Source organism: Brucella anthropi (assembly GCF_046630315.1).
In the GTDB taxonomy this organism is placed as follows: Bacteria; Pseudomonadota; Alphaproteobacteria; order Rhizobiales; family Rhizobiaceae; genus Brucella; species Brucella anthropi_A.
The window spans coordinates 129,379-156,375 of sequence record NZ_LQBD01000035.1; the positions used below are offsets into that span (position 1 = coordinate 129,379).

The following is a 26,997-nucleotide window of genomic DNA, read 5'->3' on the forward strand; positions in this document are numbered from 1 at the left end:
TTTGGAAAGGAATGGAATGAGCATCGAACGGCATGATTTTACCAGCGGAACGGAACTGGCGCAGGCACTGTCGGAAGCCATTGCGAACAAGCTGAATGCCGCCATTGCAGACCGGGGACAGGCCACGCTTGCCGTCTCCGGCGGCACCACGCCGCTCAAGCTGTTCGAGGTGCTCTCCCGCAAGATGATCGACTGGAACCTCGTCACGATCACCCTGGTGGACGAGCGTTTTGTAGCCGTTGAAAGCGACCGCTCCAACGAAAAGCTGGTGCGCGCGCATCTTTTGCGCGATCATGCGGGCGTGGCCCGGTTCGTCGGCCTGTACAATCCGGCGGCAACGGTCGAAACGGCTGCACTGGCCGCCGCAAGCCGTATCGATGCGTTGCGCCGTCCGTTCGACGTGGTGGTGCTTGGCATGGGCAATGACGGTCATACCGCCTCCTTCTTCCCCAATGCCGACCGGCTCGATCAGGCGATCGATCCGGCAACGCGGGCGCTCGTGCTGCCGATCTACGCCGAGGGAGCCGGCGAAAAGCGCCTCACGCTCACCCTTCCCATCATCGCTGAAGCCGAAATGCTGGTTCTGCATATTGAAGGCGCTGCCAAGCAGGCAACGCTGGAGAAAGCGCTTTCCGGCGATGACGAGAATGAAATGCCCGTGCGCGCTGTCTTCCACCATGCCCGCACACCGATCCAGCTTTACTGGACGAGCTAAAGCGCATCCCGAAAAGTGTGAAACGGCTTTCGAACAAGATGCGTTTGAAAACAAAGAGATAGAGCATTTCAACAGGCCAGTTTGGCACAGGTGATACCCATGCCCACGCAGTCCGCACATAAACGCATTCAGGAAATCACCGCGCGCATTCGCGAACGGTCCAGGCCGACGCGCGAAGCCTATCTTGCCCGTGTGCGCGAGGCTGCATCCGGCAAGCCGAAGCGCGCCGTTCTGGCCTGCGCCAATCTCGCCCACGGCTTTGCCGCCTGCGGCCCGCACGACAAGGCGGCGCTGACCGGCGACGAGATACCGAACCTCGGCATCATCACCGCCTATAACGACATGCTTTCGGCGCATCAGCCGTTTGAAACCTTTCCGCAACTCATCAAGCAGGCCGCGCGTGAAGCGGGCGGCGTGGCGCAGGTTGCGGGCGGCGTGCCCGCCATGTGCGATGGCGTCACGCAAGGGTTTGCGGGCATGGAACTGTCGCTGTTCTCCCGCGAGGTGATCGCGATGGCAACCGCCGTCGGCCTGTCGCATGACATGTTCGATGCCGCCGTCTATCTCGGCGTCTGCGACAAGATCGTGCCCGGCCTCATCATCGGTGCCCTGACCTTCGGCCATCTGCCGGCCGTCTTTGTGCCTGCCGGGCCGATGACCAGCGGCCTGCCCAATGACGAAAAGGCCAAAACCCGCCAGCTTTATGCGGAAGGCAAGGTCGGGCGTGCCGAGCTTCTGGAATCGGAATCGAAGTCCTATCACGGCCCCGGCACCTGCACTTTCTACGGCACGGCCAATTCCAACCAGATGCTGATGGAAATCATGGGCCTGCATCTGCCGGGCGCATCCTTCATCAATCCGGGCACGCGGCTGCGCGACGCCCTGACCCGCGAAGCCGCCCGGCGCGCGCTGGCGATCACCGCCCTTGGCAATGAATATACGCCGGTCGGCGAAATGCTGGACGAGCGCTCCTTCGTCAATGGCGTCATCGGCCTCAATGCGACCGGCGGCTCGACCAACCACACCATCCACCTGATCGCCATGGCGGCAGCCGCCGGCATCAAGCTGACATGGCACGATATTTCGGAGATTTCGGATGTGGTGCCGCTTCTGGCCCGCGTCTATCCGAACGGCCTTGCTGATGTGAACCATTTCCATGCCGCTGGCGGCATGGGCTTCCTGATCCGCGAGCTTCTCGATGGCGGCATTTTGCATGAGGATGTGCGCACCGTCTGGGGCGAAGGGCTGCGGCCCTACGCCATCGAACCGAAGCTCGGTCCCGACGGCAATGTCGTGCGCGAGCCGGTGCCGGAAAAAAGCGGCGACGACAAGGTTCTGGCCAAAATCCAGGTGCCCTTCCAGCCGACCGGCGGCCTCAAGGTCCTGACTGGCAATATCGGCAATGCGATCATCAAGGTTTCCGCCGTAAAGCCGGAGCGTCAGGTCATTGAAGCACCCGCCAAAGTCTTCAACGATCAGGCCGAAATGCAGGCCGCGTTCAAGGCTGGCGAGCTGACCGGCGATTTTATCGCCGTGGTCCGCTATCAGGGTCCGAAAGCCAATGGCATGCCGGAGCTCCACAAGCTGATGACAGTTCTGGGCATCCTGCAGGATCGCGGCCAGCGCGTCGCGCTTGTCACCGATGGCCGCCTGTCCGGCGCGTCGGGCAAGGTTCCGTCCGCCATCCATGTCACGCCGGAAGCGCTCGATGGCGGCCTCATCGGAAAAATCCGCGACGGCGATGTTATCCGCCTCGATGCCGTCAATGGTACGCTGGAAGTTTTGGCCAATATCGCCCTGCTGAACGATCGCGGCGAGGACCGACCCGATCTTTCCGGCAATGAACATGGCATGGGACGCGAATTGTTCCGCGCTTTCCGCCAGATCGCCGGGCGGGCCGACGAGGGCGCTTCGGTGTTCTGAAAAGCCCAAATGAAATTAAGGCGAAACAGTGATTCACACTGTTTTGCCCTTCAAACCATCAAAAATGGAATGAAACTGCGCAAAAAGCGCCGTTCAATTGTGTCAAAAAACCGGCTTTTTCACGCCAGCCGTGCGGCAGGCCGAGGTGAGCGTGTTTGCCATCAGCATGGCGATGGTCATCGGACCGACGCCGCCTGGGACCGGCGTGATCGCTCCGGCGACCTTTTCAGCTTCCGCAAAATCGACATCGCCAACCAGCCGCGTCTTGCCCTCGCCCCGTTCCGGCGCCGGAATGCGGTTGATGCCGACATCGATCACCGTTGCGCCGGGCTTGACCCAATCGCCCTTGACCATTTGCGAACGCCCGACCGCAGCCACCAGAATGTCCGCCGTGCGCGCAATCGCGGGCAGGTCCTTCGTGCGGCTGTGCGCGACCGTAACGGTGGCATTGGCGGCGAGCAGAAGATTGAACATCGGCTTGCCGACGATGTTGGAACGCCCGATCACCACGGCATTGAGCCCCGAAAGATCGCGGCGATGGACGCGCTCGATCATGATCATTGCGCCTGCTGGCGTGCAGGGAACGAAAGCCGTTTCAACCTCGCCGGTGCCAAGCTTGCCGACATTGATGAAATGGAAACCGTCGACATCCTTGTCGGGAGAAATCGTCTGGATCACCCGGCCTGAATCGATGTGCTTCGGCAGCGGCAACTGCACCAGAATGCCATGGATCGCGGGATCATTGTTGAGGCTCTCGATCAGGTCGAGAAGCTCCTGTTCCGACGCCGTTTCCGGCAGGTCGTGCTGAACGGAGTGAAAGCCGCATTCCTTGGCCTTCCGGCTCTTGGAAGCCACATAAACCTGGCTTGCCGGGTCTTCGCCGACAATCACCACCGCAATGCCGGGCACGATGCCGGTGGCGGCCACCAGCTTTTCGGTCTCCGTCTTCACCGTGGAAACCACATCCTCGGCGAGCTTCTTGCCATCTATCAATTGAGCCATAGCGAGCGCTCCGTTCTTTCGTGATTGTCTGGGAGATACGCGACATCTTTTCCGTACACATGCCCATAAGCGTCATGGCGCCCGATGACAATTGGCGAATGCGTGACAATGCAGGATTTTATGGGGTTTTAGAGCATTTTCGAGCCAAAAGTGCGAAGCGCCTACGCGGGGAAATCAGTCCACTGGACTGATTTCTGATCCCGCTTCGATGCGTAGGATAATGCGTGAAAACAAATAGATAGAGCGGTTCCGGCGATTCCATTTAAACCGGAACCGCTCTAGCATTACAGTTGCAAATTCGTCAGGCCGTGGCGAAAAGAGTGATTTTCGAGTACCGGAGCGGAGCGTACTTAAAGGTACGTGAGCACCGGAGCGCAGACAAATAGCTCTTTGCAGCCCGGCATCACGAAGAATGCAACTGTAATGCTAGGCTGTAGTGACGAATGAACTTATGGTTTGGCGCGGCCAAGCGCGGCATTTTCCTTCGGCCGGTTCGAGCCTGCATTCTCGGCTTCCCAGCGCGCATTGGCTTCGCGGATTGCGGCAGCAAGGCGGGTTTCGCCATAGGTTTCCAGCACCTCTTCCGGCTCGGCTTCCCTCCTGACCGGCGATGACGGCTCGCGGCCGGCCAGCGCCATCGAAACAAGGCCAAGCAAAAACCCCGCCAGCAATCCAAGCCCGATAATCCCCTGCGGGGAAAGATCGCGCGGGGTCGGCTCCGCCATGGCTGGCGCAACCATCCGCACCATTGCGGCGGAACCCGCCGCGGAAGTTTCGCCCCGCGCCGCCCGCATCTGCAATTCTTCAAACAGCGCCTGCCTGGCCGCGGCATCGCGCTCCAGCAGTTGCAGGCGGGCCCTGTCTTCATCGGTCGCGGGCGCCGAGCCGAAGCCGGCCATGGCCGCCGCCGCTTTCTGCTCGCGTTCGACCGCATTCCTGAGATCGGCCTGCAAGGCGCTGCGCTTGCTTGCGATCTCCTTGTCGATTTCAGCTTCGATCCGCTTTGCTTCTGCCCCCTGCCCGGCAGCGCGATAGCGCTCCACCAGCGCGCCCAGCGCGCCGGACCGCATGGTTTCCGGCACGCCCTTTCCAGCAAGGCTGTCGGCGGTTGCGCCGTTCAGCCTGTTGGCCTCGGCTGCGATGCGCGCCGTCTCTGCCTTGCTGTCGGCGAATTCACGTTGAAGTGCGGCCTTGTTGCCGTCATCGCCGAAATCCCGGCTGACGCGAAAAGCCGCTGCCGCCTGCCTTGCCGCTTCAGCATCCGCTTCCAGATTGTGCAGGCGCGTCGGCAAATCGCCCGCAGAGCCGTTTACTTCCACGCCGCCTTGCAGATGATCGCGAAATGCCTGTGCAACCGCATTGGCCAGAAGGGCCGCCGTTTCCGGCCTGTCGGCCGCTGCCTCCACAGTCACCGTGCCGCTGTCCAGTGCCTGCGTGAAATGAAGACGCTGGCGCAGCAATTCGGCACCCGACAGGCCTGTCGCCGGGGGCTGCTGGTCTTCGGGCAGCAGCCGGGTCAGGCGGATGCGCAATTCCTCCAGAAAGGACGGGGCGCCGAGGTCAGCCGGACTTTCGATGTGCGCGATGCGGGCGGCGCGTTCCAGAACGGCAGTCGAGGCGATTTCGCTGCGCCGCTCCGGCGGGAAAACCTGCAAGGATGCCGCCGCGCCATAGTGAGGCGGTACCAGAAAAGCATATGTGGTGCCGACAATCCCGCCCAAGAGCGTGAAACCGGCCAGAAGCCCGAAGCGCCGCCTGCGGCGCGGCACCAAAACCTGCTGGTTTTCAGGCTGCGGAAAACGGACGGATGCCGCCGGTTCCGGCGCGGGCCGGGCCGGGACCGGGAAACCTTCGAGATTGGCCTGCAATGCCTCGCGGACGGCATTCATCCGGCTTTGCATCTCCGCTTTCGGATCGGCCTGCCCGCTTGCCTCCGCTTCCAACAGGTCCTGCTTGCGGCGCAGCAGTTCCTCGCGACGCCTTTGATGTTCACGGTCTTCGTCGTCTTTGGCGGTCATGCGGGCAGGCGCGAGAAATTCCGGCGCATAGGCCAGAAGCGGGCGCGCAGCCGCCCGTCGCCTCTCTCCGTGCCGTTCCACCATTGCTCCGTCCCGCTTTTTACTATTGATCCAGATTAATATTCATCATGGCAAACAAACCGTTAAAATTGCAATTATAGATATTGATTCATAAAGATAAATCAGGAGACCGCCATGACTGCCGAAACGGAACATGCGATCGATCCAGACCGGCTGAACGGCATCATCCGGTTTATCCAGGGTGCGGAACGGCTGAAGAGCACATTGCGCTCCGGCCACACCTCCCAGGGCCGACCGGAAAGCACGGCCGAACATAGCTGGCGCTTATGCCTGCTGGCGATGCTGTTCGACCGGGAACTGGGCGATTGCGACCGGCTGAAACTCATCAAGATGTGCATCATCCACGATCTGGGCGAGGCGATTTCCGGCGATGTGCCCGCCATCCATCAATGTGCCGATGATGGCCGCGCCGCGCGCGAAAAAGCCGATCTCATGGCACTGTGCGCCCCCCTGCCCGATGATCTTGCCGCAGAAATCATGGCGCTTTGGACCGATTACAGCCAAGGCAGCTCGCCGGAAGCGATCCTTGCCAAGGGGTTCGACAAGCTTGAAACCATGATGCAGCACAATATCGGGCAGAACCCGCCGGATTTCGATTATGCGTTCAATCTCGGCTATGGCGTCAAGCAGACGGCCCGCCACCCGCTGTTGCGCCAGTTTCGCGGCATCGTGGATGCACAAACCCGGCGCAATGCGGAAAAACAATCCTAGTGGTCTGATTCCAACATTTGCATCCCTCGGTTCAAGCGCTGAGCAAATGTTGGAATCAAAAAGACCACTAGCAAACATATGTATCTAGTGGATTTTTCGAATTTGACGTTTGAAACAGCGTATGTGTCAGCCGGGATTCAAACGTCAAATTCAATCCACTAGTCAATTCAACGTTGCGAAGTGACGCAGAATGAAAGTGGACTGATAGACCAGCGCGCCCGCAGCAAACAGCGCATGATAGCGCCAGTTGCCCCAGAACACCGCGACCAGGCTGAAGAAGATGAAGCCTGCGACCTGAGCGGGATATTCTACCCCATAGACCTGGTAATGGTCGGCGCCTTTCATGAGCGTATCGATGAAATCGGCCACATAGACCAGTGCCAGAATGCCGAAGAACCATCTGCGCCGGGAGATGAAATAATCACGATAGCCGGTATATTGCTCCATAGTGTCGGGGAAAAGCAGCGTGCTGAGCAAAAAATACAGCCCGGCATAGAAGATCACGAACAGATACTTCTCGAAGGTCCAGAGCGGAATGATGCGCAGGCTGAATTCAAACCACCAGAAATGGATGACGGACAGCAGGATGAAACCCACCCATGCCAGATGGACGGGATAGATTTTCTGCTTGCCGGGATGCTGGATGAAACGCGCCAATCCTGTCAAAAGGCGTGAAACGCACAGGCCGAGGATCATGCCGATAATAATACGGACGTGCCCGAAAGCTTCCGATGGCGGAACGCCTGTCGTCAAAGCCGGGTCCATTCTTCCCCTCCGAAGATTCACTCCACTTTGGCTCATATTGGTCGATATGATCTGGGGGATCAATGATTTAACTGCGGAAAGACGTGGATACGCCGCATATGCTTGCAGAGCGCGGCGAGGCTAGAGCGGTTCCGGTTTAAATGGAATCGTCGGAACCGCTCTATCTATTTGTTTCCACGCATTATCCTACGCATCGAAGCAGGATCAGAAATCAGTCCAGTGAACTGATTTCCCTGCGTAGACGCTTCGCACTTTTGCTGGAAATGCTCTATACCATGCCCCAAACGAACTCCAAGGGTGGAACGATCACTATGCATGACACGGTAATTCTGGTCGGTTGCGGCAATATGGGCTTCGCCATGCTGAAAGGCTGGCTGGACAGCGGCGCCCTCAAGGCCAGGGACGTTTATGTCGTGGAGCCGACGGAAGCGCTTCGCGATCGGGCTGCGGGTGCTGGCGTCCATGCCTTTGCCGATGCCGACGCCCTGCCGGGCGACCTGAAGCCGCGCATGGTTCTGGTGGCCGTCAAGCCGCAGGTCATGGCGCAGGTCCTGCCAGCCTATGAGCGCTTCGCCCCGGCTGCCACCTTCGTCAGCGTTGCAGCCGGCATTCCGGTTGCCCTGTTCGAAAGCAAGCTTGGCCGCGACGCAGCCGTGCTGCGCTGCATGCCCAATACGCCTGCCGCCATCGGCAAGGGCATGCTGGTCACCTATAAGAACGCCAATGTGACCGACGACAATGAAGCCTTCGTCGCCCGCCTGCTTGCAACATCCGGCAAGGTCGCAAGTGTGAATGACGAAGCGCTGATGGACGCCGTGACCGCCGTTTCCGGCTCCGGGCCTGCCTATGTGTTTCATTTCATCGAAGCGCTGACCGAAGCCGGTGTGACCGCCGGCCTGCCGCAGGAAACGGCGGCACTTCTGGCCATGCAGACCGTGATGGGTGCAGGCGCCCTGGCCGATGCCAGCACGGACACACCGTCAAAACTGCGCGAACAGGTGACGAGCCCGAACGGCACCACCGCTGCCGCGCTCGACGTGCTGATGGGCGGCGACCGCCTCAGAAAGCTGGTGGCGGAAGCCGTGGAAGCTGCCCGCAAGCGTTCGGTGGAACTAGGCAAAAGCTAAATCGAAAGACGCGGCACCGCTTCGATCAGCGCCTTGGTCACAGGCGCTTGCGGTGCCGTTATCAGCTCCCGCGTCGGGCGGCATTCCACAATCCGCCCGCGCTCCATCACCGCGATACGGTCTACCATCCGGGCTGCGACCGCCAGATCATGCGTGATGAAGAGATAGGCCGTCCGCTCGGCTTTCTGTATGGCGCGCAACAGGGCGAGAATGGCGCCGCGCACGGTGAGATCGAGCGCCGAAACCGCCTCATCCAGCACGATCAGCGACGGCTTGGTTGCAAGCGCCCGCGCAAGCGCCACACGCTGACGCTGCCCGCCGGAAATCTCGTGGACACCGCGCCGCGCCAGCGCCGGGTCAAGGCCGACCATTTGCAGAAGCTCTGCACTGTCGCGTTTCAGCCCGTGGATGCGCAGCGGCTCGCGCAGAAGATCATCAACGCTTGCGCGCGGATTGAAGGCCGAGAGCGGGTCCTGAAACACCATCTGCATGCGCGCGCGCTCTTTGCGGAGATCGGCTCCCTTGAGCTCCAGCCAGTCCTTGCCCTCAAAGCGGATTGCGCCGCTTTCAAGCGGGTGAAGCCGCAGCAGTCCCCGCGCCAGCGTGGACTTGCCGCTGCCGGATGGCCCGACCAGCGCCAGCGTCTCGCCTCGCTTAATCGCGAGGCTGACGCCATCAAGCGCGCGGGTGTCACCATAGCGCAGGATGAGATTGTCGGCTTTCAGAAGCGGTTCAGCCATGGGCCGCCTCCAGCACCGGCACGGCGGCGATCAGCGCCTTCGTATACTCTGTTTGTGGGTCAGATACGATATTTCGAGCCGGGCCAAGTTCCACCAGTCTTCCCTGACGGAAGACCGCGATGCGGTCGGCCAGTCCCGACGCCAGCGCAATGTCATGCGTGATGAAGATCAGCGTCATGCCGTCTTCGCGCACCAGGTCGCACAGGAGAGAGACAATCTCCTTCTGCACGATGGTATCGAGCGCGCTTGTCGGCTCGTCGGCAATCAGCAGGCGTGGACCGGCGGCAATGGCAAGCGCAATCGCAATGCGCTGTTTCTGCCCGCCCGAAAACTGATGCGGATAAAGCGAGAAACGCTTTTCCGCTTGCGGAATATGGACCCGCTGCAAAAGGCCGACGGCTTTGGCTTTCGCCGCCCCCCTGTCGATGTTCGCATAAGCGCGGATCGTCTCGACAAGCTGCGCGCCGACCGTCATCAGCGGGTCGAAGCTCGATGCGGGGTCCTGAAACACGAAGCCTATGTCGCGCCCCGGTCGCGGCTTTCCATCCGCCCAGTGGAAGCCGCCCGACAGACGTGCATTGCCCGGCAGGAGCGAGGCCAGGGCCAGCGCCAGCGTGCTTTTGCCCGAGCCGCTTTCGCCGATGATCGCCAGCGTTTCGCCATGCATGACATCGAGATCGATATTCTCCAGCGCCGTTTCGCGGCCATAGTGCACGGAAAGCTGTTCCAGCCGGACCATCACCGTCATGGCTGCACCGCGCGCCGGGACAGGGCATTGGTCAGCCCTTCGCCCGTCAGATAAACGCCAACGACAGTCAATGCCAGCGCCAGGCCCGGCAGGATCGAAAGCCAGGGCGCGGACCGCAAAACCGTGCGCCCTTCGGCAATCATGCCGCCCCAGGTCACGCGGTTGGGATCGCTTAGGCCCAGAAAGGACAGCGCCGCTTCGATCAATATGGCGGAAGCGACGATCACCGGCACCAGCGCCAGAACCGGCGGCAGCGCGTTGGGCAAAATCTGGCGGAAGGCGATTTCCATCGGATGCATGCCGATGACGCGGGCCGAGGCCACATAGTCGCTTTCGCGGATGGAAAGCACTTGCCCGCGCGTGAGGCGGGCGGCCTGCGTCCAGCTGGAAAGCGCAATCGCGACAATCAGCACCGGCAGCGACGGCCCGGCAATGCTGACCAGAGCCAGCGCCAGCAGAAAACCCGGCACGGTCTGGAAAGCCTCCGTGATCCGCATCAGGACTTCATCGATGATACCGCCCGCAAAGCCGGCCAGGGTTCCGACGATGCTGCCGAGGATAATCGCGGCGCAGGCGGCAGCCAGCCCAACCATAAGCGAGGTGCGCGCACCATGGAAAAGCCCGGCCAGAACATCGCGCCCCAGCCGGTCGGTTCCGAGAGGAAAATGCGCGTTCTCAAAAGGTTGCAGCAAGGGCGTTGAGACAATGCTCAAAGGATCGGCGGGAAAGAGGAGAGGCGCGGACAATGCGGCCAGCACCAGCAGCACCAGCAGGATTGTGCCTGTTATACCTTCACCCGTTCTGAAATAACGTTTGGAGCGGCTCATGCCCTGCCGCCTCCGGTCGCGATGCGTGGGTCGAGCCAGAAATAGATCAGGTCGACAAGGAAATTGACCACGATCACCATGACGGCGCTGACCAGAATGACGCCGAGCAGAAGCGGCGTGTCACGGCTTGCGACGGCCTCCTGCGCCAGCCGCCCCAGACCCGGCACGGCGAAGACAGTTTCAATCACCACGCTGCCGCCGAGCATGGATGCCGCCTGCAAGCCCAGCACGGTCACGAGCGGCAGAAGCGCATTGCGCGCCACGTGACGCAGGACAATGCGCAGATGCGAAATACCCCTCGCCCGCAAGGCGCGCACGAAATCCATGCGCCATATGTCGGCCATGGCGGCACGCATCACCCGCAGGTAAAGCGCCAGATAGATCACCGCCAGCGAGACGACCGGCAGCACCAGATGGAGCGCGATATCGCCCGCCCGCGCCAGCCCGTGCTTGCCGGAGGCAATCGTTTCGATGCCGCTCGACGGCAGCCAGCGCAGCCGGATCGAAAACAGGATGACCAGCACAAGCGCCAGCCAGAAACCGGGGATCGCATAAAGGACAAGCGATGCAATGGACAAAAACCGGTCGCGAAAGCTTCCCGGTCTGGCACCGGCAACAATGCCGAGGAGAGAACCCACGGCAAAAGACAGGGCAGTCGCCGCGCCCATCAAAAGAAGCGTGTTGGGCAGGCGTTCCAGAATGACGTCGAGAATGGGCCGGTTGAAACTGACGGACCAGCCGAGATTGCCCTGTGCAAGCGCTGCCAGATAGGCCCCGAGCCGATGCCAGACCGACTGGTCCAGCCCCCAGCGCGCCCGCATGTCGGCAATCGTGGCCGCATCGCCGCCGAATGTCACGGCATAGGCGTCAACAGCATCGCCCGGCGCGCTTTCCAACATGAAAAAGCAGCCGACAATGACAATCAGCAGCACGATGATGCTGCCGGCCAGTCGTTTGCGGAAAAGGGACAGAATCTGTTTCACGGCGGCAGGATACAATCAATCTGACGGTTTCGTCACTGTTCCAGCCACGTATCCGCCCAGTTGGAAACAGCCCAGCGCGGATTGTTGGAAACATTCTTCACACGGTCGCTGGCAACCGTGATGAAACCCCATTCCGCGACATTGATGAGCGGCAGATCCGCCTCCACCATCTGCTGGAACTGCCGATAAAGCGCCGTGCGCTTTTCCTCATCGATTTCGCGAGCGGCTTTGGCAATCAGCGCGTCGAGTTCGGCATTGGCATAGCCGCCCTGATTGGAGAACGGCACGCCTGCCGGGATGCCGCTTTGCACCAGAATGGTGGTCGATATGGCCGGATCGCCGCGATAGACCGTGGGCGCGACGGCCAGATCGAAATCATGATCGGTGTAGACGGCTTTCTGATGCGCGGCGGAATCATTGTTGACGATGCGCGCATCGATGCCGATGGCGCCAAGCGCCTGCCGCAGATAATCGCCAAACTGTTTCGTTTCGTTGAAATAGGGTGCGGGAAGCAGCCTGAGCGTGAAGCGCATGCCGTCCTTGCCCCGTTTGTAACCGGCCTCATCCAGAAGCGCATTGGCCTTCGCCACATCGAACGGATAGGACGGCACGTCAGCGGTATAAAACTGGCTGTCATAGTGCGGCACCGGGCCGGTCGAGGGCTTGGCATATCCAAGGAAAATCGTCTTCACCACGAAATCGCGGTCGATGGCGTGCGCGATTGCCTGCCGAACCTTCAGGTCCGCCAGTTCCTTGCGGCGATGGTTGATCTCCACCACGAGCTGATAGGTCAGCGCCTCATAACCTTTCGAAATCACGCTCAGGCCCGGCACCTTCGAGATACGGTCCAGATCGGCGAGCGGCACGGCGGAAAAGGCGGCAAGATCGATTTCTTCGGCCTCCAGCGCGCCGGCAGCGGCGGCGCGATCCGGCAGCACGCGATAGACGATCTCGTCCAGATAAGGCTCGCCCTCGCCCCAATAATCGTCGTTGCGCGCCAGCCGGTAATATTCGCCGGTCTTGTGCTCGGCATATTTGAACGGGCCGGTGCCGACGAGCTTTTCATTGGCCGGATTGGCCATGATGTCGGTTCCGGCAAAGACATGCTTCGGCAGCACGGCGGTCAAGGCCGGCAGGGCATTGCGGATAAGCTGGAAGGGCGTCGGCTCGGAAAAATGGAAGATGGCGGTATGATCGTCCGGCGTTTCCACCTTCTCCAGCGTCTTGAACACGACACGGCCAAGGTTCTGCAATGGTTTCCAGACTTCCATCGCCGAAAACGCCACATCCGCCGATGTGAACGGCTCGCCGTCGTGCCATTTGACGCCATCGCGCAAGTGGAACGTCGCCGTCAGCCCGTCGGCGGAACCTTCCCAACCCGTGGCAAGGCGTGGCGCAAGGCCATTGTCGCCCTCGAAAGACGCTTCCGCGAGAGGCTCGACTATCTTGCTTGCGACGAAGAAAACGCCATTGGACGCAACGATGGCCGGATTGAGATTGCGCGGCTCTGAATCGGCGGCCACGACCAGCCGCCCGCCTTTCACTTCGCCAGCCGCATTGGACCGTTGCGGCCAGACGGCGAGAGCGGCCAAAGCGGTCGTCCCCGCCAGAAAAGCCCTACGCGACAGAACCAGTTGAGCCATATCGGTGCCCCGCAATCACATTTTCATTCACTACAAGCCTGTTCCAAAAGTCGCCCTGTGCGGCTGCAAATGGCGATTTTTGGAACAGGCTCTGACTTTCTATACCAGTCGCCCGGAAATGACAGGATCAAAACCTGTAACGGGGACAATAAATATCGGGAAACGCTTCCTTTTCGAGCATATTCAGCCCTCAAGTAAAAATGATATTTCAATTATTTGCTAGTGGATTGAATTTGACGTTTGAATCCCGGCTGACACATACGCTGTTTCAAACGTCAAATTCGAAAAATCCACTAGATACATATGTTTGCTAGTGGTCTTTTTGATTCCAACATTTGCTCAGCGCTTGAACCGAGGGATGCAAATGTTGGAATCAGACCACTAGCTTATCATTTAAGTATTTCAACCTGTACGCTTGAACTAATTTTCCTGCAAAGGCCGATTTAAAGAAAATATCCCCTTGCCAAACAGGCCTCTTTCCGTAGATCATGGTTAATTATGTGTTGTCGCATTTCGTGAGCTTGTGTTTAGCGCGGCACGCATAGAGCGGTCGAGAGCAATACATGGCTCTCGTTTGCATGCATTTGTACGCCCCATCATCATTTCATCCGGCGGCAAATGCCTCCTGATCACGTGCGCATCCTGTTTCGAAAACCGCTTCACACCTTTCGGGATGCGTTCCAAAACTGAACCACATTGGAAGAGAGGAAACAGAAATGTCCAGTTTGCTGCCCCCGCTTCATGACGGTCACGCACCGATCTATCTGCATCACGCATTTCACGATGCAGTCGATGCCTATGAGGATTGGACGCCGGAAACGACCGAGCCGTCCGTTCAGGTCAACGGCAAGGTCACACGGATCAGCGTCGTCTTCCGCCGCCTGTGGAACTGCACCGACATGGTGCCGCGCCACACGCTGGAAGCGCTGAAGGATATCGTCCCGACAGGCATCATTCATGCTGAACACTGGAAGGAAACGCCGACATTTGCAGAAGCCGCCCGCATCATGCGTGCTGCTCTGGAACGGCGCAAGGCGCGGCTGCTCCCGGTCGTCAGTTGAGTTTTCCTGAAGCCGACAATGAAACGGGCGGATTTTCCGCCCGTTTTGCATGGCTCCTTCGATCCTTCGACAGGCTCAGGATGAGGGATGTCGTGCCGGTGCCGCCAGCGCCCTAATGCATGTCTCCCAAAAGTGGGAACCGCCTACGCGGGGAAATCAGTTCACTGGACTGATTTCTGATCCCGCTACGATGGGATAAAGACATGCAGGAAAACAAAAACTTAAAGCGTGTCATATGACTACGATAAAATGCGACACGCTTTAAACGACAGGATCAAGCTTGCGGAACCGCACCCGAGCGCTGCGTTCGATGGCGGCGACGGTCAGTTCATCGAGCGTCCAGCGGTCACGCAGCATCTGGAGGAACTCCAGTTCCTCCTGTTCCACATGCAGATCGGCGGCGGCAACTTCGACAGCCAGCGCATAGGCCGTATCGTACAGACGTTCCGGCAAGGCTTCATGGGCGAGGTCGAGAATTTTTTCCAGACCGTCCTCATATGCCAGCAACGCATAGCAATCATTGGCCAGCTGCGGCAGACGGCCCGTATCGAAACCGCGGAAAACCGGCAGGCGCGTCACCACATTGCCGATGGATTCCAGCTCGGCATCGGTCATGGTGGTATCGGCGGCAGACGTCGTGACCATGATGTAGACGAGTGCATCCTGCGGGGTGATCTTTTTCATCGCGTACTCCTGCGCAACACTGGCCGGAATCAACTCCATCGGCCAAATTGGATTGAAAGTTAGGAAGCCGCATCCCGTTGCGCAAGGAAATTCGGTTGTAACCGTTGACGGACAGTGGTTGCCGCGCCATAGAGCAATAGCGCCTCGCCTGCGCGCATGTTTTCAATGAATAAACCTCTTCACAGGATCAAACCATGACCTCGCACCGCCTTCCCGACATCACGCTGACCCCGGAACTGACCGCGGCGGCGGCGGAAGCGAAAGCATGGCCTTTTGAAGAGGCGAAGAAAATCCTCAAGCGCTATGCAAAGACCGGCCTGCCGGAGACGGTGATCTTCGAAACCGGCTATGGCCCTTCCGGCCTGCCGCATATCGGCACATTCGGCGAAGTGGCGCGCACCTCGATGGTTCGCCATGCCTTCCGCATCCTGACCGAAGACAAGGTCAAGACGCGCCTCATCTGCTTTTCCGACGATCTTGACGGCATGCGCAAGATTCCCGACAATGTGCCGGACAAGGCCGCCCTTGAGCCCTATCTGCAAATGCCGCTTTCTTCCGTCCCGAACCCGTTCGGCGGCGATTACAAGAGCTTTGCCGATCACAACAACGCCATGCTGTGCCGCTTCCTCGACACGTTCGGCTTCGACTATGAATTTGCAAGCGCCACCGACTATTACAAGTCCGGCAGGTTCGATGCGGTGCTGCTCAAGGCCGTTGAGCGCTATGACGACATCATGAAGGTGATGCTGCCGACGCTGGGCGAAGAGCGTCAGGCGACCTACAGCCCGTTCCTGCCGATTTCGCCCAAGTCCGGCCGCGTGCTTTACGTGCCGATGAAGAGCGTGGATGCCAAGGCCGGCACCATCACATTCGACGATGAGGACGGCGTGGAAACCACGCTGCCGGTCACGGGCGGCAAGGTGAAGCTGCAATGGAAGCCGGATTTCGGCATGCGCTGGGCAGCGCTCGGCGTCGATTTCGAAATGTTCGGCAAGGACCACCAGACCAATGCTGGCGTTTATGACCGCATCTGCGAAATCCTCGGCGGACGCGCGCCGGAACATTTCGTCTATGAACTGTTCCTCGACCAGCTTGGCCAGAAGATTTCCAAGTCCAAGGGCAACGGCATTTCCATCGATGAATGGCTGGCCTATGCGCCGACCGAAAGCCTTGCGCTCTACAATTTCCAGAAGCCGAAGACCGCCAAGCGGCTCTATTTCGATGTCATTCCGAAGGCGGTGGACGAATATTTCACCTATCTTGCAGCCTATGAACGCCAGGAATGGAAGGACCGGCTGAACAATCCGGTCTGGCACATTCATTACGGCAACCCGCCGAAGGTGAACCTGCCGGTTACATTCGCGCTGATGCTCAATCTGGTCAGCGCATCGAATGCCGAAAATCCGGCCGTGCTGTGGGGCTTCATCTCGCGCCACGTGCCGGGCGTCACGCCGGAAAACAATCCGGAACTCGACGCGCTCGTCGGCTATGCGATCCGTTACTTCAACGATTTCGTGAAGCCGACCAAGCAGTTCCGTGCGCCGGACGATGTGGAACGCGGCGCACTCGAAGCGCTGGATGAGAAGCTTGGCAGCCTGCCTGCGGGAACCGATGGCAACGACATCCAGAACGCCATTCTCGATGTCGCCCGCGCCATCGAGCGCTATCAGGACCACAGCAAGAAGAGCCCGGAAGGCGGCCCCGGCGTTTCGGTTTCCTTCTTCCAGATGCTCTATGAAGTGCTGATCGGTCAGGAACGCGGACCGCGTTTCGGCTCTTTCGTCGCGCTTTACGGTATCGACGAAACCCGCGCGCTCATCAAAAAGGCGCTGGCTGGCGAACTGGCGTAACCATCAGAACAGCAAATCAAAAAGCTCCGCATCATGCGGGGCTTTTTCCGTTATACGGGCGGAACGGACTGAAAGGGGCACAGCCTCCTTCGTCATTGTGCGGCGGGTGCCGGCGGAAAATCGCCCTGTTGCGGCGATGGTGACGACGGTTGCGGCTCCGGTTCCGGGGCCAGCGGCGAAGGATTGTCCAGCATGTCGCCGTCATCCGGCTCCGGATTGGGCAGCGACGTATCGGGCTTGTCGCCGAAAATGCCAAGATGCGCTTCCACCGCCTTGCGGCCCGCTTCATCATAGGCGCCGCCGGGAACAGCCTTCGCCCAGCCATTGGCGACCAGCCATGCGGCGGCATCCTCGTTACCCAGCATGCATTCGGTGGCGACCGCAGCGCCGCTGTCGTTTTCCGGCAGGCGGCACATGACGGCACGCGAGCGCAGCCATTGCCGGAAGGCGGTGCGCGCCTGCATGCCGCATGGCCAGCTTTCGCCGGAAGCGGTCTCACAGGTCTGCTCGACCGGAACGATCTCGATCCCCTGCAATTCGATCGTGCGGCCCTGGCTTTCCAGCCGTCCGGCGGCAACGGCGACAGGCCGCTGCAAAAGCTGCATCTGTTCGCCCGCATCCACAGCCGTGGCCGGTGGCGGCGGTTCGGGCGGCTTGGGCGTCGATGCAAGGCCAAGGTCGCTCAGCGGCGGACGCGGCGCCTCGCGCTCCATGCCAGCATCATTGACCTGATCGTTTGCCTTGCCGTTCTCCTTCCACGCCGGCGGCTGGCTTTCCGCAGGCGCGGACTGGCCCGGCTGCGGAGCAGCTTGCTTGGCGGTGTCCGGTTCCGGCCCTGTCCCTGGTTCGTCATAGTCGAACTGCTCGACGACGATGCCGTCATTCGCGCCCTGACCGCCCTTTTGCGCCGTGCCGGAATCGATGACGACAACCGGGCGATCCAGCGCGCCATAGAACGGCGCCACAAAGGCCGCAACCAGAACCGCGCCGGTTATGCCCGCCAGGCCGCCGAAGACGGCGCGCGCGTGGCTTTTATCCTGCGATCGAACCATTACTGGCTTGCCCACAGAATACGGGCGATCCATTCGATATCCCTGGACTCGAAGGTGCGGTTTGGATGTTCGGGGTTGAGCGAATGCAATTCAATGGTTCGCGGTGTCTGGCGATGCAGGATCTTGGCCATCACTTCTCCGTCTTTCGTTCGCACCACCACGCGATCGCCCCGGCGAATGGCGGTATTGGGCGCGACGATCAGCGTATCGCCATCACGATAAAGGGGCAACATCGAGTCGCCCGAAACCTCCAGCGCATACACACCTTCGCCCGTGCGGGCGGGAAACTCCACAATGTCCCAGCCCTGCCCGGCGGGAAAACCGGCATCGTCGAAATAGCCGCCCGCGCCCGCTTCGGCCATGCCGAGAAGCGGGATCGACTGCATGTCCTGCGTATAGTCGCCAAATTGCGGCGTGTTGCTTTCACCCTGGATGAGCCGTGTGAACTCATCGAAGGTCGAGCCGGTGGCTTCCATCACCTTGGCGAGCGATTCCGTCGACGGCCAGCGCGCGCGCCCGTCTGAAGCATAGCGCTTGGACTTGTTGAAGGTCGTCGGGTCCAGCCCCGCGCGGCGCGCCAGCCCCGACGCGCTGAGGGAATGACGTTCAGCCAGGGCATCGATTGCCGCCCACACGCTCTCGTGAGAAAACATAGTCATGATCCGCCACGTAGGTTTCGGCACATCCCCTGCGGAACCATCCATCAGAGAGATATGCTTTAGAGGATTTTAAACCTAATTCTCCATCCCATCTTTGGCTTCAACCTACCGAAAAAGCCGGAATTACGCAAGATGGGTGAAATGACAGGGAAAATTTTCTTATTTAAGGACTGGTAATGCACAAATGCGTCCCAAGCAGCCGCCAGGCACAAACAAAAGCGCGGCGTGAAACACGCCGCGCCAGATGATCTTGCGAAGGATCGGGCTTATGCTGCTTTCTTCGTTTCGGCCTTGTAGGGGTTGAAACGCTGATAGAAGGTTTCGCCGTTTTCCGCCATGTCGACGAGAAGCTTCGGCGCCTTGAACTGCTGGCCGTATTTCTTCTGCAAATCCTTGGCAAGCTTGACGAATTTCTTCGCGCCCATGCCGTCGATATAGGACAGCGTGCCGCCCGTATAAGGCGCGAAACCGAAGGCGAGGATGGAGCCGACATCGGCTTCACGCGGGTCGGTCACGATGCCTTCTTCCATCACGCGGGCAGCTTCCAGGGCGATGGTGACGAGGAAGCGCTCTTTAAGCTCCTTCACATCGATCTTGTCCGGGTTCTGCTGCGGATAGAGGTCCTTCAGGCCCGGCCACAGATGCTTCTTGGCAGGCTTTGCCGGATAGTCGTAGAAGCCCTTGCCATTCTTGCGGCCCTTGCGGTCGAACTCGTTGACGAGACGGTCCACCAGCTCCACATGGCGCGGATCGACGGCCTTCGGGCCAAGATCGGCAAGCGTTGCCTTCAGGATCTTCTGCGACAGGTCGATGGCCGTTTCGTCGTTGAGCGCCAGCGGACCGACCGGCATGCCGGCCATGCGGGCGGCATTTTCGATCATGGCAGCAGGCACACCTTCAACCAGCATGTTGTAGGCTTCCGACATATAGCGCAGCACGCAGCGATTGACGTAGAAGCCGCGCGTGTCGTTGACGACGATCGGCGTCTTCTTGATCGCACGAACATAGTCGAGTGCGACGGCCAATGCCTTGTCCGAGGTCTTCTTGCCGAGGATCACTTCCACCAGCATCATCTTGTCGACAGGCGAGAAGAAATGGATGCCGATGAAGTTTTTCGGACGCTTCGACACCTTTGCAAGGCCGGTGATCGGCAGGGTCGAGGTGTTGGACGCGAAGATCGCCGAAGATTTCAGCACGTCCTCGGCCTTCTCGGTCGCAATGCGCTTGACTTCGCGGTCCTCGAACACGGCTTCGATCACCAGATCAGCGCCTTCGAGAAGCGCATAATCCGGCGTCGCGGTGATGAGCGACAGGAGCTTTTCCTTGTCGGCTTCCGTAGCGCGGCCCTTCTGCATTTCCTTGGCGATGAGGTCTGCCGTATGCGCCTTGCCCTTGTCGGCGGATTCCTGATCGCGGTCGATCAGAACGACCGGAATACCGGCCTTCGCCGTCACATAGGCAATGCCCGCACCCATGAAGCCCGCGCCGATGACGCCGATCTTCTTGAGCCTGGTCGGCTTTTCGTCCGCCGGGCGGCGCGCACCCTTGTTCAGCTCCTGCAACGACACGAAGAGCGAGCGGATCATCATGCCCGCTTCGGTCGTCTGGAGGATTTCGGTGAAATAGCGCTGCTCGATTCTGAGGCCGGTGTCGAAGGGCACCAGCAGGCCCTCATAGACCGATTTCAGGATGGCGAGCGCCGCCGGATAATTGCCCGACGTTTCACGGCGCAGGATGGCGGTCGCGGCAGGCCAGAGATTGGCACCGGCCGCCGAATAGATCGCGCCACCCGGCAGCTTGAAGCCCTTTTCATCCCACGGCTGAACCGGCTTGAGGCCGCCCTTGATGAGCTTCTTGGCGGTTTCGACCAGCTTCTTCGCCGGGGCGATCTCGGTGACGAGGCCCATCGCCTTGGCGCGCTGCGCGGTCAGGCTCGAACCCGTCGTCATCATCTGGAGCGCATCCTGCTGGTTGGCAAGGCGCGGAACGCGCTGCGTGCCGCCAGCACCGGGGAACAGGCCGACCTTCACTTCCGGCAGGGCCATCTTCACGCCCGGCGCATCGGATGCCACGCGGGCATGGCAGGCGAGCGACATTTCAAACGCGCCGCCCATGCATGTGCCGTTGATCGCCGAAACCCACGGCTTGCCGCAGGTTTCAAGCTTGCGGAACAGGCCGCTCATCTTGCCGACATTGTCGAAAAGTGTCTTGACCGCGCCTTCGTGGTCCTTGGCCTTCTGCTTCTGGAATTCCTTGAACATGCCTTCCAGCATGGTCAGGTCCGCGCCGCCGGAGAAGCTTTCCTTGCCGGAGGTGATGACGACACCCTTGATCTTGTCGTCGGCAGCAACCGCATCGATGATGGCGTTCAGTTCCTGCATCACCTCGACGGTGAACACATTCATCGACTTTTCAGGCATGTCCCAGGTGACGAGGGCAATGCCGTCGGCGTCGGTCTCAACTTTGAAATTTACATAAGCCATTGTCTAAACCTCCCCTTACACGCGCTCGATGATCGTGGCCGTGCCCATGCCGGCACCGATGCACAAGGTCACCAGAGCGGTATTGAGATCGCGGCGTTCCAGTTCATCCAGCACCGTGCCGAGGATCATCGCGCCGGTTGCCCCGAGCGGATGGCCCATGGCGATGGCGCCGCCATTGACGTTGATCTTGTCGTGCGCAATGTCGAAGGCCTGCATATAGCGCAGGACCACGGCGGCGAAGGCTTCGTTCAGCTCGAACAGGTCGATGTCCGAAATCTTCATCTTGGCCTGTTTCAGAAGCTTTTCCGTCACGTCGACCGGGCCGGTCAGCATGAGCGCCGGTTCGGAGCCGATATTGGAAAAAGCACGGATGCGCGCACGCGGCTTGATATCGAAGGCCTTGCCAGCCTTCCGGGAGCCGACCAGAACGCCCGCCGCGCCATCCACGATGCCCGACGAATTGCCCGCATGGTGGACGTGGTTGACGGTTTCGATTTCCGGATGCGCCTGAATGCCGACGGCATTGAAGCCGCCCATTTCGCCCGGCATCACAAAGGACGGATTGAGCTGGCCCAGCGCCTGCATGTCTGTGCCGGGGCGCATATGCTCGTCACGGTCGAGGATGGTGAGGCCGTTCTGGTCCTTGATCGTGATGACCGAATTCTTGAAATAGCCCTTTTCCCACGAATGGGCGGCGCGCTTCTGGCTTTCGACCGCATAGGCATCGACGTCATCGCGGCTGAAACCGTATTTGGTGGCGATCAGGTCGGCGGAAACGCCCTGCGGCATGAAATAGCCGGGGAAGCCGACCGATGGGTCCATGTACCAGGCGCCGCCCGACATGCCCATGCCGACGCGCGACATGCTTTCCACGCCGCCCGCGATCACCAGATCGTCCGAACCGAACGCCACCTTGGCAGCGGCCAGATTGATGGCGTCGAGTCCCGAAGCGCAGAAGCGCGAAATCTGGATGCCCGGCGCCTTGAAATCATAACCGGCCTCGAAAGCCGCCGAACGCGGAATGACCGCGCCTGCTTCGCCGACGGGATCGACGCAGCCGAAAATAATGTCATCGACCTTTGCGGTGTCGATGCCGTTGCGGTCGCGCAGGGATTCCAGAACCTTCGCGCCCAGACGAACGGCAGGCACTTCGTGCAGGGAGCCGTCCTTCTTGCCGCGCCCGCGCGGCGTGCGCACGTGATCGTAAATATAAGCCTCAGCCATGTTTGCTCCTTCCAGCCAAATTTGGCCCGCCGGTGCCCCCGGCACCGGCTCAAATCAAAAAGCCTCAGAATGTGTCCGCGTTGAGCGCCATCATGCTGTCCGCACCCGACTGGATGCGCGCCAGATGCGCCACGCTTTCCGGCATGATCCGCTCGAAATAATAGCGCGCGGTGACGAGCTTTGCTTCGAAAAACGCCTTGTTGCCTTCGCCTGCGGCCAGCTTTTCCTCCGCGACCTTGGCCATGCGCGCCCACATATAGCCCAGCGCCACCAGACCGAAGAGATGCATGTAATCATTGGAGGCGGCACCCGCATTATCGGGCTTGGCCATCGCATTCTGCATCAGCCACATGGTTGCGGACTGAAGGTCGTTAACGCCCTTCTTCAGATATTTGGTGAAGAAGGAGAGCTTTTCGTTCTCGCGATTGGCTTCGCAGAATTCGCCCACTTCCTTGAAGAAGGCGGTGATGGCGCGGCCACCGTTCAACGCCAGCTTGCGGCCGACGAGGTCGAGCGCCTGAATGCCGTTTGCGCCTTCATAGATCATGGCGATGCGCGCATCGCGCACATACTGGCTCATGCCCTGTTCTTCAATATAGCCATGACCGCCGAAGACCTGCTGCGCCATGACGGCATGTTCAAAACCCTTGTCGGTCAGAACGCCCTTCAGAACCGGCGTCAGAAGCCCGACCAGATCGTCAGCGGCCTGACGTTCCGCTTCATCGCCTGCGCGGTGAGCGATATCGGAATGAAGCGCGATCCAGAGGATGAGCGCACGACCGGCCTCGTTGAAAGCGCGGATATTCATGAGGTTGCGGCGGATATCCGGGTGGACGATGATCGGATCGGCCTTCTTTTCCGGCGCTACAGCACCGGACAGCGCGCGGCCCTGAATGCGTTCGCGGGCATAGATCACGGCATTCTGATAAGCGGTTTCGGCGATGGAAAGGCCCTGCAAGGCCACGCCCAGGCGCGCTTCATTCATCATGGTGAACATGGCGCGCAGGCCCTTGTTGGCCTCGCCGATCAGATAGCCGGTCGCCTCGTCATAATTCATGACGCAGGTGGCATTGCCATGGATGCCCATCTTTTCCTCGATGGAGCCGCAGGACACGCCATTGCGGGCGCCCGGATTGCCGTTTTCATCCAGAATGAACTTCGGCACGATGAACAGCGAAATGCCCTTCACGCCTTCCGGCGCGCCGTCGATACGGGCCAGCACCAGATGGATGATGTTTTCCGACATGTCGTGTTCGCCGGCCGAGATGAAAATCTTCTGGCCGGAGATCTTGTAGGTGCCGTCCGCCTGTGGGCTGGCGCTGGTGCGCAGAAGCCCCAGATCGGTGCCGCAATGCGGCTCGGTCAGGTTCATCGTGCCGGTCCAGGTGCCTTCCACCATCTTCGGCAGATAGGTGTCCTTCTGCTCGTCGGTGCCGTGGGTGAGGATCGCGGCGATCGCGCCCTGCGTCAGGCCCGGATACATGGTGAGCGCCATATTGGCCGACGACATATATTCGCCGACGGCGGTGTGCAGCAGATAGGGAAGCCCCTGCCCGCCATATTGCTCCGGCACGGCAAGGCCGAGCCAGCCGCCTTCGCGGTAGAGATTATAGGCTTCCTTGTAGCCCTTGGGCGTGGTGACGGAACCATCCGCATGGCGGGTGCAGCCCTCGCGGTCCGCCGTCTGGTTGACGGGGAAGAGCGTGCCTTCGGCCAGCTTCGCGCCTTCCGACAGGATTGCCTCGACGACGTCGGGCGACGCATCGGCAAAGCCCGGCAGGTTGTTGTAGCGCTGATAATTCAGAACGTCGTTGAGAACGAAATTCGTATCCTCAACTGGCGCGCGATAGCTCGGCATAGAAATCCTCCAAATTCACCACCTGAGCCGTTCCGCGATGGCTGGAACGAGCCCGTAACCGCGTTTCATGCCTGCATGCCACATTGTAACGAAACGCTGTGACAGCGCGCATGTTGCAGCAAATGGATGATTTTCTGCGAAAAACAGCCATTTTTGCCGCTTTTTTGACTGACCGTATCACGGATTCCGTATCCGACCACTCAATTCGGTGCCGAAGCTAGCTCAATTTGACGTTTCCGTAAACGTCAAAAATTACACAAGTTCGTGCGGGCTGGGGAAATATGCTCGGTTGTAAACGCCGCCTTGGTTTGTCCCCCTACGCTTTGGTATGGTCATTTCGTTGCGTTTGATTTGTCCAGATAAGAAAAACCCGCAAAACTTGGCTCCAGAATTATACATCGCTGGCTATACGAATCAGTGAACTGGATTGCTGTCTTGTGTCTGCGATGACGAAGCAGGCGGCAGTCACCCTAGCGGAGCAAAATTCATATCGATATAGTGACGGTTGATAGGGGCAACTGTCGGGGCAAATATGGCGGATATTATTTCGAATATTAGCGTCTGTAGAAACGCAGGAATTCTCGAAGAAAGAAATAGCCGTTCGGAAAGCCTTAGCTTCCGAAAATACAATCTCATTTACGGCTTCAATGGTGCGGGTAAGAGTACCTTGTCCAGGTTGTTCTCATCTTTAGAAATCGGAGAAAGGCACGCTAAACTGCCTAAGGACTGTGCCTTTGAGATGAGCTTGAGCGACGGCACTACATGTGGCATCCCCGTCAATCCGAAAGGGCTGGAACGACGGGTGACAGTCTTCAATAGTGACTTCGCCGAAAACAATTTCCAGTGGGTTCACGGAAAGGCGCGACCGATTTTTCTCATCGGCAAAGACCAGGCTGATGCTCATAAAGAATTGGGAAATATAGAGAATCATATTCTCGAACTACAGGGCCGATTTGCAACCGCCAAAACATCTGAACAGCATGCTCTCAAAGCCCTAACTGCATTCAAGCGTGACCGGGCGAAGCTAACAGCGGATCGTCTGAATCTCGGTGGCCGCAAATATGAAGCGCCCCAGCTCACAAAAGATTATGAGCAATGGCCAGCGGCAGATACGCCTGTAATCTCGGTAGACGCCCTCAGAACAGCCGAAGATCTGAGACGAGCATCCGAGCCAATGGCTCCAATTCCAGAGATTCAGTTCGATAGCACGACAGTGCCAGCTGCATTCCGCTTCATTCGAGACATGTGCGTACAATCCCTCGGTACCGTCGCACTTAAGGAAGTCGAGAATTATCCGGATGCATTGCTTTGGATAAAACAGGGACATGAACTACACACGAAGCACGACCTCTCGGTATGTCTTTTATGCGGGAACCAGTTAACACCCGAACGTCGTGACGTTCTGCGCATCGCGTTGGACACAACTATCGATCAATTTATAGATCGTCTCTCCAAAACCTCGTCAAAATTGAATTTCGTAATCGATATTCTATCTGAACTTCGCGACCATTCCCCTCGCGCTGACTCCTTATATTCAAACCAAATCGACCAATACAAATCGCAGAGAGCGGACTTTGATGAAAAACTAAAAGAAACATTGAGAGTCTTGCGACTTCTTAGAGAAATTCTCGATCAAAAAATTGCCGCCCCAGCGAGCCCTGTAGATATATCGCATCTGCCCGAAGCGAATGAAATTGAAACCATCAACGATCAATTGTCAGCTTCGGTATCCTCGTTGAACGTGATGATTGCTGAACACAACAAAACGGTAAACGGGTTTAAGCAAGCCAAAGAAGAAGCTGAAATTACAATTCGCAAGCATTTTATCGGTGCTTGTAGAGCTGATTTCGACATAAATGTTAATGCAGTCAGCGAGGCGATCAAGTCTCGGGAAACGATAGAACGCACGCTTGCTGAGGCTCAAACCAAAGCCGAGAATCTCCGACAGGCCATTCGTACTCATGGTCCAGCGGCAGAAGCTATCAATAAACTCGTGAAGTCATACCTTGGTCATGGGGAGCTTACGATCCACCCTATTGAAGAAGGTTATGAGGTTCGCCGTCACGGAGCGGTGATAGAAGGATTACCTAGCGAGGGGGAGAAAACTGCGATCTCGATAGCATACTTTCTCTCAACCATTGAAGCAGACGGCAAGGCTTTTAAAGATGCCATCGTCGTAGTCGACGATCCGGTGTCCAGTTTGGATACGAAAGCCCTGAATTTTGCGTGTTCATTAATTCGCACACGGCTATCCGGCGTCTCTCAGCTTTTCGTGCTTACACACAATCAGCAATGTATGAATGAGTTCAGAAAAGCGTGGAAGAAGGGAGCTGAACTGCGAGATGGTAAACAACCGACTACTTCTTTACATTTTCTTGATGTCAAGATCGCGCAAGATAGTTCGAAGCGTTCTTCAAAGATAATACCGCTACCAACGCTCCTACGCGAATACGATTCCGAGTATCACTTTCTTTTTGGGCAGGTACTTCGTTTCCGCAATGCAGGCGAAGAACATTTTGAACACGGTTACATGATGCCGAACGTGCTGCGTCGGGTTCTAGATGTTTTCCTCGCGTTCAGATGCCCTGGGAACTCGGGCCTTACAGGAAAAATCGACCAGCTGTGCAAGGCACATCCTGAATTGGACCGGGATCGCATCGTAGCATTAGAACGACTGACGCAAGTTGAATCCCATTCAGATAGCCTCGATGATCTTATATCTTTTTCTTCGATGACAATCGAAGAAACACGCGATGCCGCAAACGCGTTGATTGTCATGATGGATCATGTAGATAAGTCGCATCTGGCGGCCCTTACAAAACTTTGCAAATAAATTGGTTCGC

General features: G+C 58.8%; 21 protein-coding genes. 7 read left to right on the forward strand and 14 right to left on the reverse strand.

Going from position 1 to position 26,997, the window contains the following annotated elements; all coding sequences use genetic code 11:
- The first annotated feature begins 16 nt into the window (after nucleotides 1-16).
- On the forward strand, nucleotides 17-715 hold the full coding sequence (gene pgl / locus AVM02_RS15410; protein WP_411507801.1) for a 6-phosphogluconolactonase: 699 nt from the start codon (nucleotides 17-19) through the stop codon (nucleotides 713-715).
- A 99-nt stretch (nucleotides 716-814) separates the two neighbouring features.
- Nucleotides 815-2,638, forward strand: a complete 1,824-nt coding sequence (gene edd / locus AVM02_RS15415; RefSeq protein ID WP_411507802.1) for a phosphogluconate dehydratase — start codon at nucleotides 815-817, stop codon at nucleotides 2,636-2,638.
- A 102-nt stretch (nucleotides 2,639-2,740) separates the two neighbouring features.
- Here the strand turns inward: edd and folD are convergent, their stop codons facing one another.
- Together folD and AVM02_RS15425 are read right to left on the reverse strand one after the other, a co-directional pair.
- A complete protein-coding gene (folD, locus tag AVM02_RS15420; protein ID WP_411507803.1) occupies nucleotides 2,741-3,640 on the reverse strand; it encodes a bifunctional methylenetetrahydrofolate dehydrogenase/methenyltetrahydrofolate cyclohydrolase FolD in 900 nt (299 codons plus the stop codon).
- A gap of 449 nt (nucleotides 3,641-4,089) precedes the next feature.
- On the reverse strand, nucleotides 4,090-5,742 hold the full coding sequence (locus AVM02_RS15425) for a lipopolysaccharide biosynthesis protein (RefSeq protein WP_411507804.1): 1,653 nt from the start codon (nucleotides 5,740-5,742) through the stop codon (nucleotides 4,090-4,092).
- Between the two features lie 111 nt (nucleotides 5,743-5,853).
- On the opposite strand from AVM02_RS15425, the gene AVM02_RS15430 reads away from it, so the two are divergent.
- Nucleotides 5,854-6,450, forward strand: a complete 597-nt coding sequence (locus AVM02_RS15430) for an HD domain-containing protein (RefSeq protein WP_411507805.1) — start codon at nucleotides 5,854-5,856, stop codon at nucleotides 6,448-6,450.
- A 162-nt stretch (nucleotides 6,451-6,612) separates the two neighbouring features.
- Here AVM02_RS15430 and AVM02_RS15435 read toward each other — a convergent pair whose 3' ends face one another.
- A complete protein-coding gene (locus tag AVM02_RS15435; protein WP_411507806.1) occupies nucleotides 6,613-7,215 on the reverse strand; it encodes a hypothetical protein in 603 nt (200 codons plus the stop codon).
- Between the two features lie 311 nt (nucleotides 7,216-7,526).
- On the opposite strand from AVM02_RS15435, the gene proC reads away from it, so the two are divergent.
- On the forward strand, nucleotides 7,527-8,342 hold the full coding sequence (gene proC / locus AVM02_RS15440; RefSeq protein ID WP_411507807.1) for a pyrroline-5-carboxylate reductase: 816 nt from the start codon (nucleotides 7,527-7,529) through the stop codon (nucleotides 8,340-8,342).
- Here the strand turns inward: proC and AVM02_RS15445 are convergent.
- Genes AVM02_RS15445 through AVM02_RS15465 form a run of 5 tightly spaced genes read right to left on the reverse strand, consistent with a single transcriptional unit; the run spans nucleotide 8,339 to nucleotide 13,283 of the window.
- The gene (locus tag AVM02_RS15445; protein WP_411507808.1) at nucleotides 8,339-9,082 is read right to left on the reverse strand and encodes an ABC transporter ATP-binding protein; all 744 of its coding nucleotides are present in this window, start codon (nucleotides 9,080-9,082) and stop codon (nucleotides 8,339-8,341) included. The genes proC and AVM02_RS15445 overlap by 4 nt on opposite strands.
- Nucleotides 9,075-9,830, reverse strand: a complete 756-nt coding sequence (locus tag AVM02_RS15450) for an ATP-binding cassette domain-containing protein (RefSeq protein WP_411507809.1) — start codon at nucleotides 9,828-9,830, stop codon at nucleotides 9,075-9,077. The genes AVM02_RS15445 and AVM02_RS15450 overlap by 8 nt, the downstream gene beginning before the upstream one ends.
- On the reverse strand, nucleotides 9,827-10,657 hold the full coding sequence (locus AVM02_RS15455; protein ID WP_411507810.1) for an ABC transporter permease: 831 nt from the start codon (nucleotides 10,655-10,657) through the stop codon (nucleotides 9,827-9,829). The genes AVM02_RS15450 and AVM02_RS15455 overlap by 4 nt, the downstream gene beginning before the upstream one ends.
- Nucleotides 10,654-11,655, reverse strand: coding sequence for an ABC transporter permease (locus AVM02_RS15460; RefSeq protein WP_411507811.1), 1,002 nt, complete (start codon nucleotides 11,653-11,655; stop codon nucleotides 10,654-10,656). Before AVM02_RS15460 ends, AVM02_RS15455 begins: the two co-directional genes overlap by 4 nt.
- A gap of 17 nt (nucleotides 11,656-11,672) precedes the next feature.
- On the reverse strand, nucleotides 11,673-13,283 hold the full coding sequence (locus AVM02_RS15465; protein ID WP_411507812.1) for an ABC transporter substrate-binding protein: 1,611 nt from the start codon (nucleotides 13,281-13,283) through the stop codon (nucleotides 11,673-11,675).
- Between the two features lie 716 nt (nucleotides 13,284-13,999).
- Between AVM02_RS15465 and AVM02_RS15470 the strand changes: the two genes are divergently transcribed.
- Complete coding sequence (locus AVM02_RS15470) at nucleotides 14,000-14,344, forward strand: hypothetical protein (protein WP_411507813.1); 345 nt, start codon at nucleotides 14,000-14,002, stop codon at nucleotides 14,342-14,344.
- Nucleotides 14,345-14,605: 261 nt separating this feature from the next.
- Here AVM02_RS15470 and AVM02_RS15475 read toward each other — a convergent pair whose 3' ends face one another.
- A complete protein-coding gene (locus AVM02_RS15475) occupies nucleotides 14,606-15,028 on the reverse strand; it encodes a tellurite resistance TerB family protein (protein WP_411507814.1) in 423 nt (140 codons plus the stop codon).
- Nucleotides 15,029-15,222: 194 nt separating this feature from the next.
- Between AVM02_RS15475 and AVM02_RS15480 the strand changes: the two genes are divergently transcribed.
- Nucleotides 15,223-16,878: a lysine--tRNA ligase gene (locus AVM02_RS15480; protein ID WP_411507815.1), complete on the forward strand. Its 1,656-nt coding sequence runs from the start codon at nucleotides 15,223-15,225 to the stop codon at nucleotides 16,876-16,878.
- A gap of 92 nt (nucleotides 16,879-16,970) precedes the next feature.
- On the opposite strand, the gene AVM02_RS15485 is transcribed toward AVM02_RS15480, so the two are convergent.
- From AVM02_RS15485 to AVM02_RS15505, 5 genes are all read right to left on the reverse strand, one after another.
- The gene (locus AVM02_RS15485) at nucleotides 16,971-17,930 is read right to left on the reverse strand and encodes a thermonuclease family protein (RefSeq protein ID WP_411507816.1); all 960 of its coding nucleotides are present in this window, start codon (nucleotides 17,928-17,930) and stop codon (nucleotides 16,971-16,973) included.
- Nucleotides 17,930-18,583, reverse strand: coding sequence for a helix-turn-helix transcriptional regulator (locus AVM02_RS15490; protein ID WP_411507884.1), 654 nt, complete (start codon nucleotides 18,581-18,583; stop codon nucleotides 17,930-17,932). The genes AVM02_RS15485 and AVM02_RS15490 overlap by 1 nt, the downstream gene beginning before the upstream one ends.
- Before the next feature lie 272 nt (nucleotides 18,584-18,855).
- Nucleotides 18,856-21,072, reverse strand: a complete 2,217-nt coding sequence (locus AVM02_RS15495) for a 3-hydroxyacyl-CoA dehydrogenase NAD-binding domain-containing protein (RefSeq protein ID WP_411507817.1) — start codon at nucleotides 21,070-21,072, stop codon at nucleotides 18,856-18,858.
- Nucleotides 21,073-21,087: 15 nt separating this feature from the next.
- Nucleotides 21,088-22,296 (reverse strand): acetyl-CoA C-acetyltransferase, encoded by a 1,209-nt coding sequence (locus tag AVM02_RS15500; RefSeq protein WP_411507818.1) that lies wholly within the window; start codon nucleotides 22,294-22,296, stop codon nucleotides 21,088-21,090.
- Nucleotides 22,297-22,360: 64 nt separating this feature from the next.
- A complete protein-coding gene (locus AVM02_RS15505; RefSeq protein ID WP_411507819.1) occupies nucleotides 22,361-24,154 on the reverse strand; it encodes an acyl-CoA dehydrogenase C-terminal domain-containing protein in 1,794 nt (597 codons plus the stop codon).
- A gap of 532 nt (nucleotides 24,155-24,686) precedes the next feature.
- Here AVM02_RS15505 and AVM02_RS15510 point away from each other — a divergent pair.
- Nucleotides 24,687-26,987: an AAA family ATPase gene (locus AVM02_RS15510; RefSeq protein ID WP_411507820.1), complete on the forward strand. Its 2,301-nt coding sequence runs from the start codon at nucleotides 24,687-24,689 to the stop codon at nucleotides 26,985-26,987.
- Nucleotides 26,988-26,997: the final 10 nt, after the last annotated feature.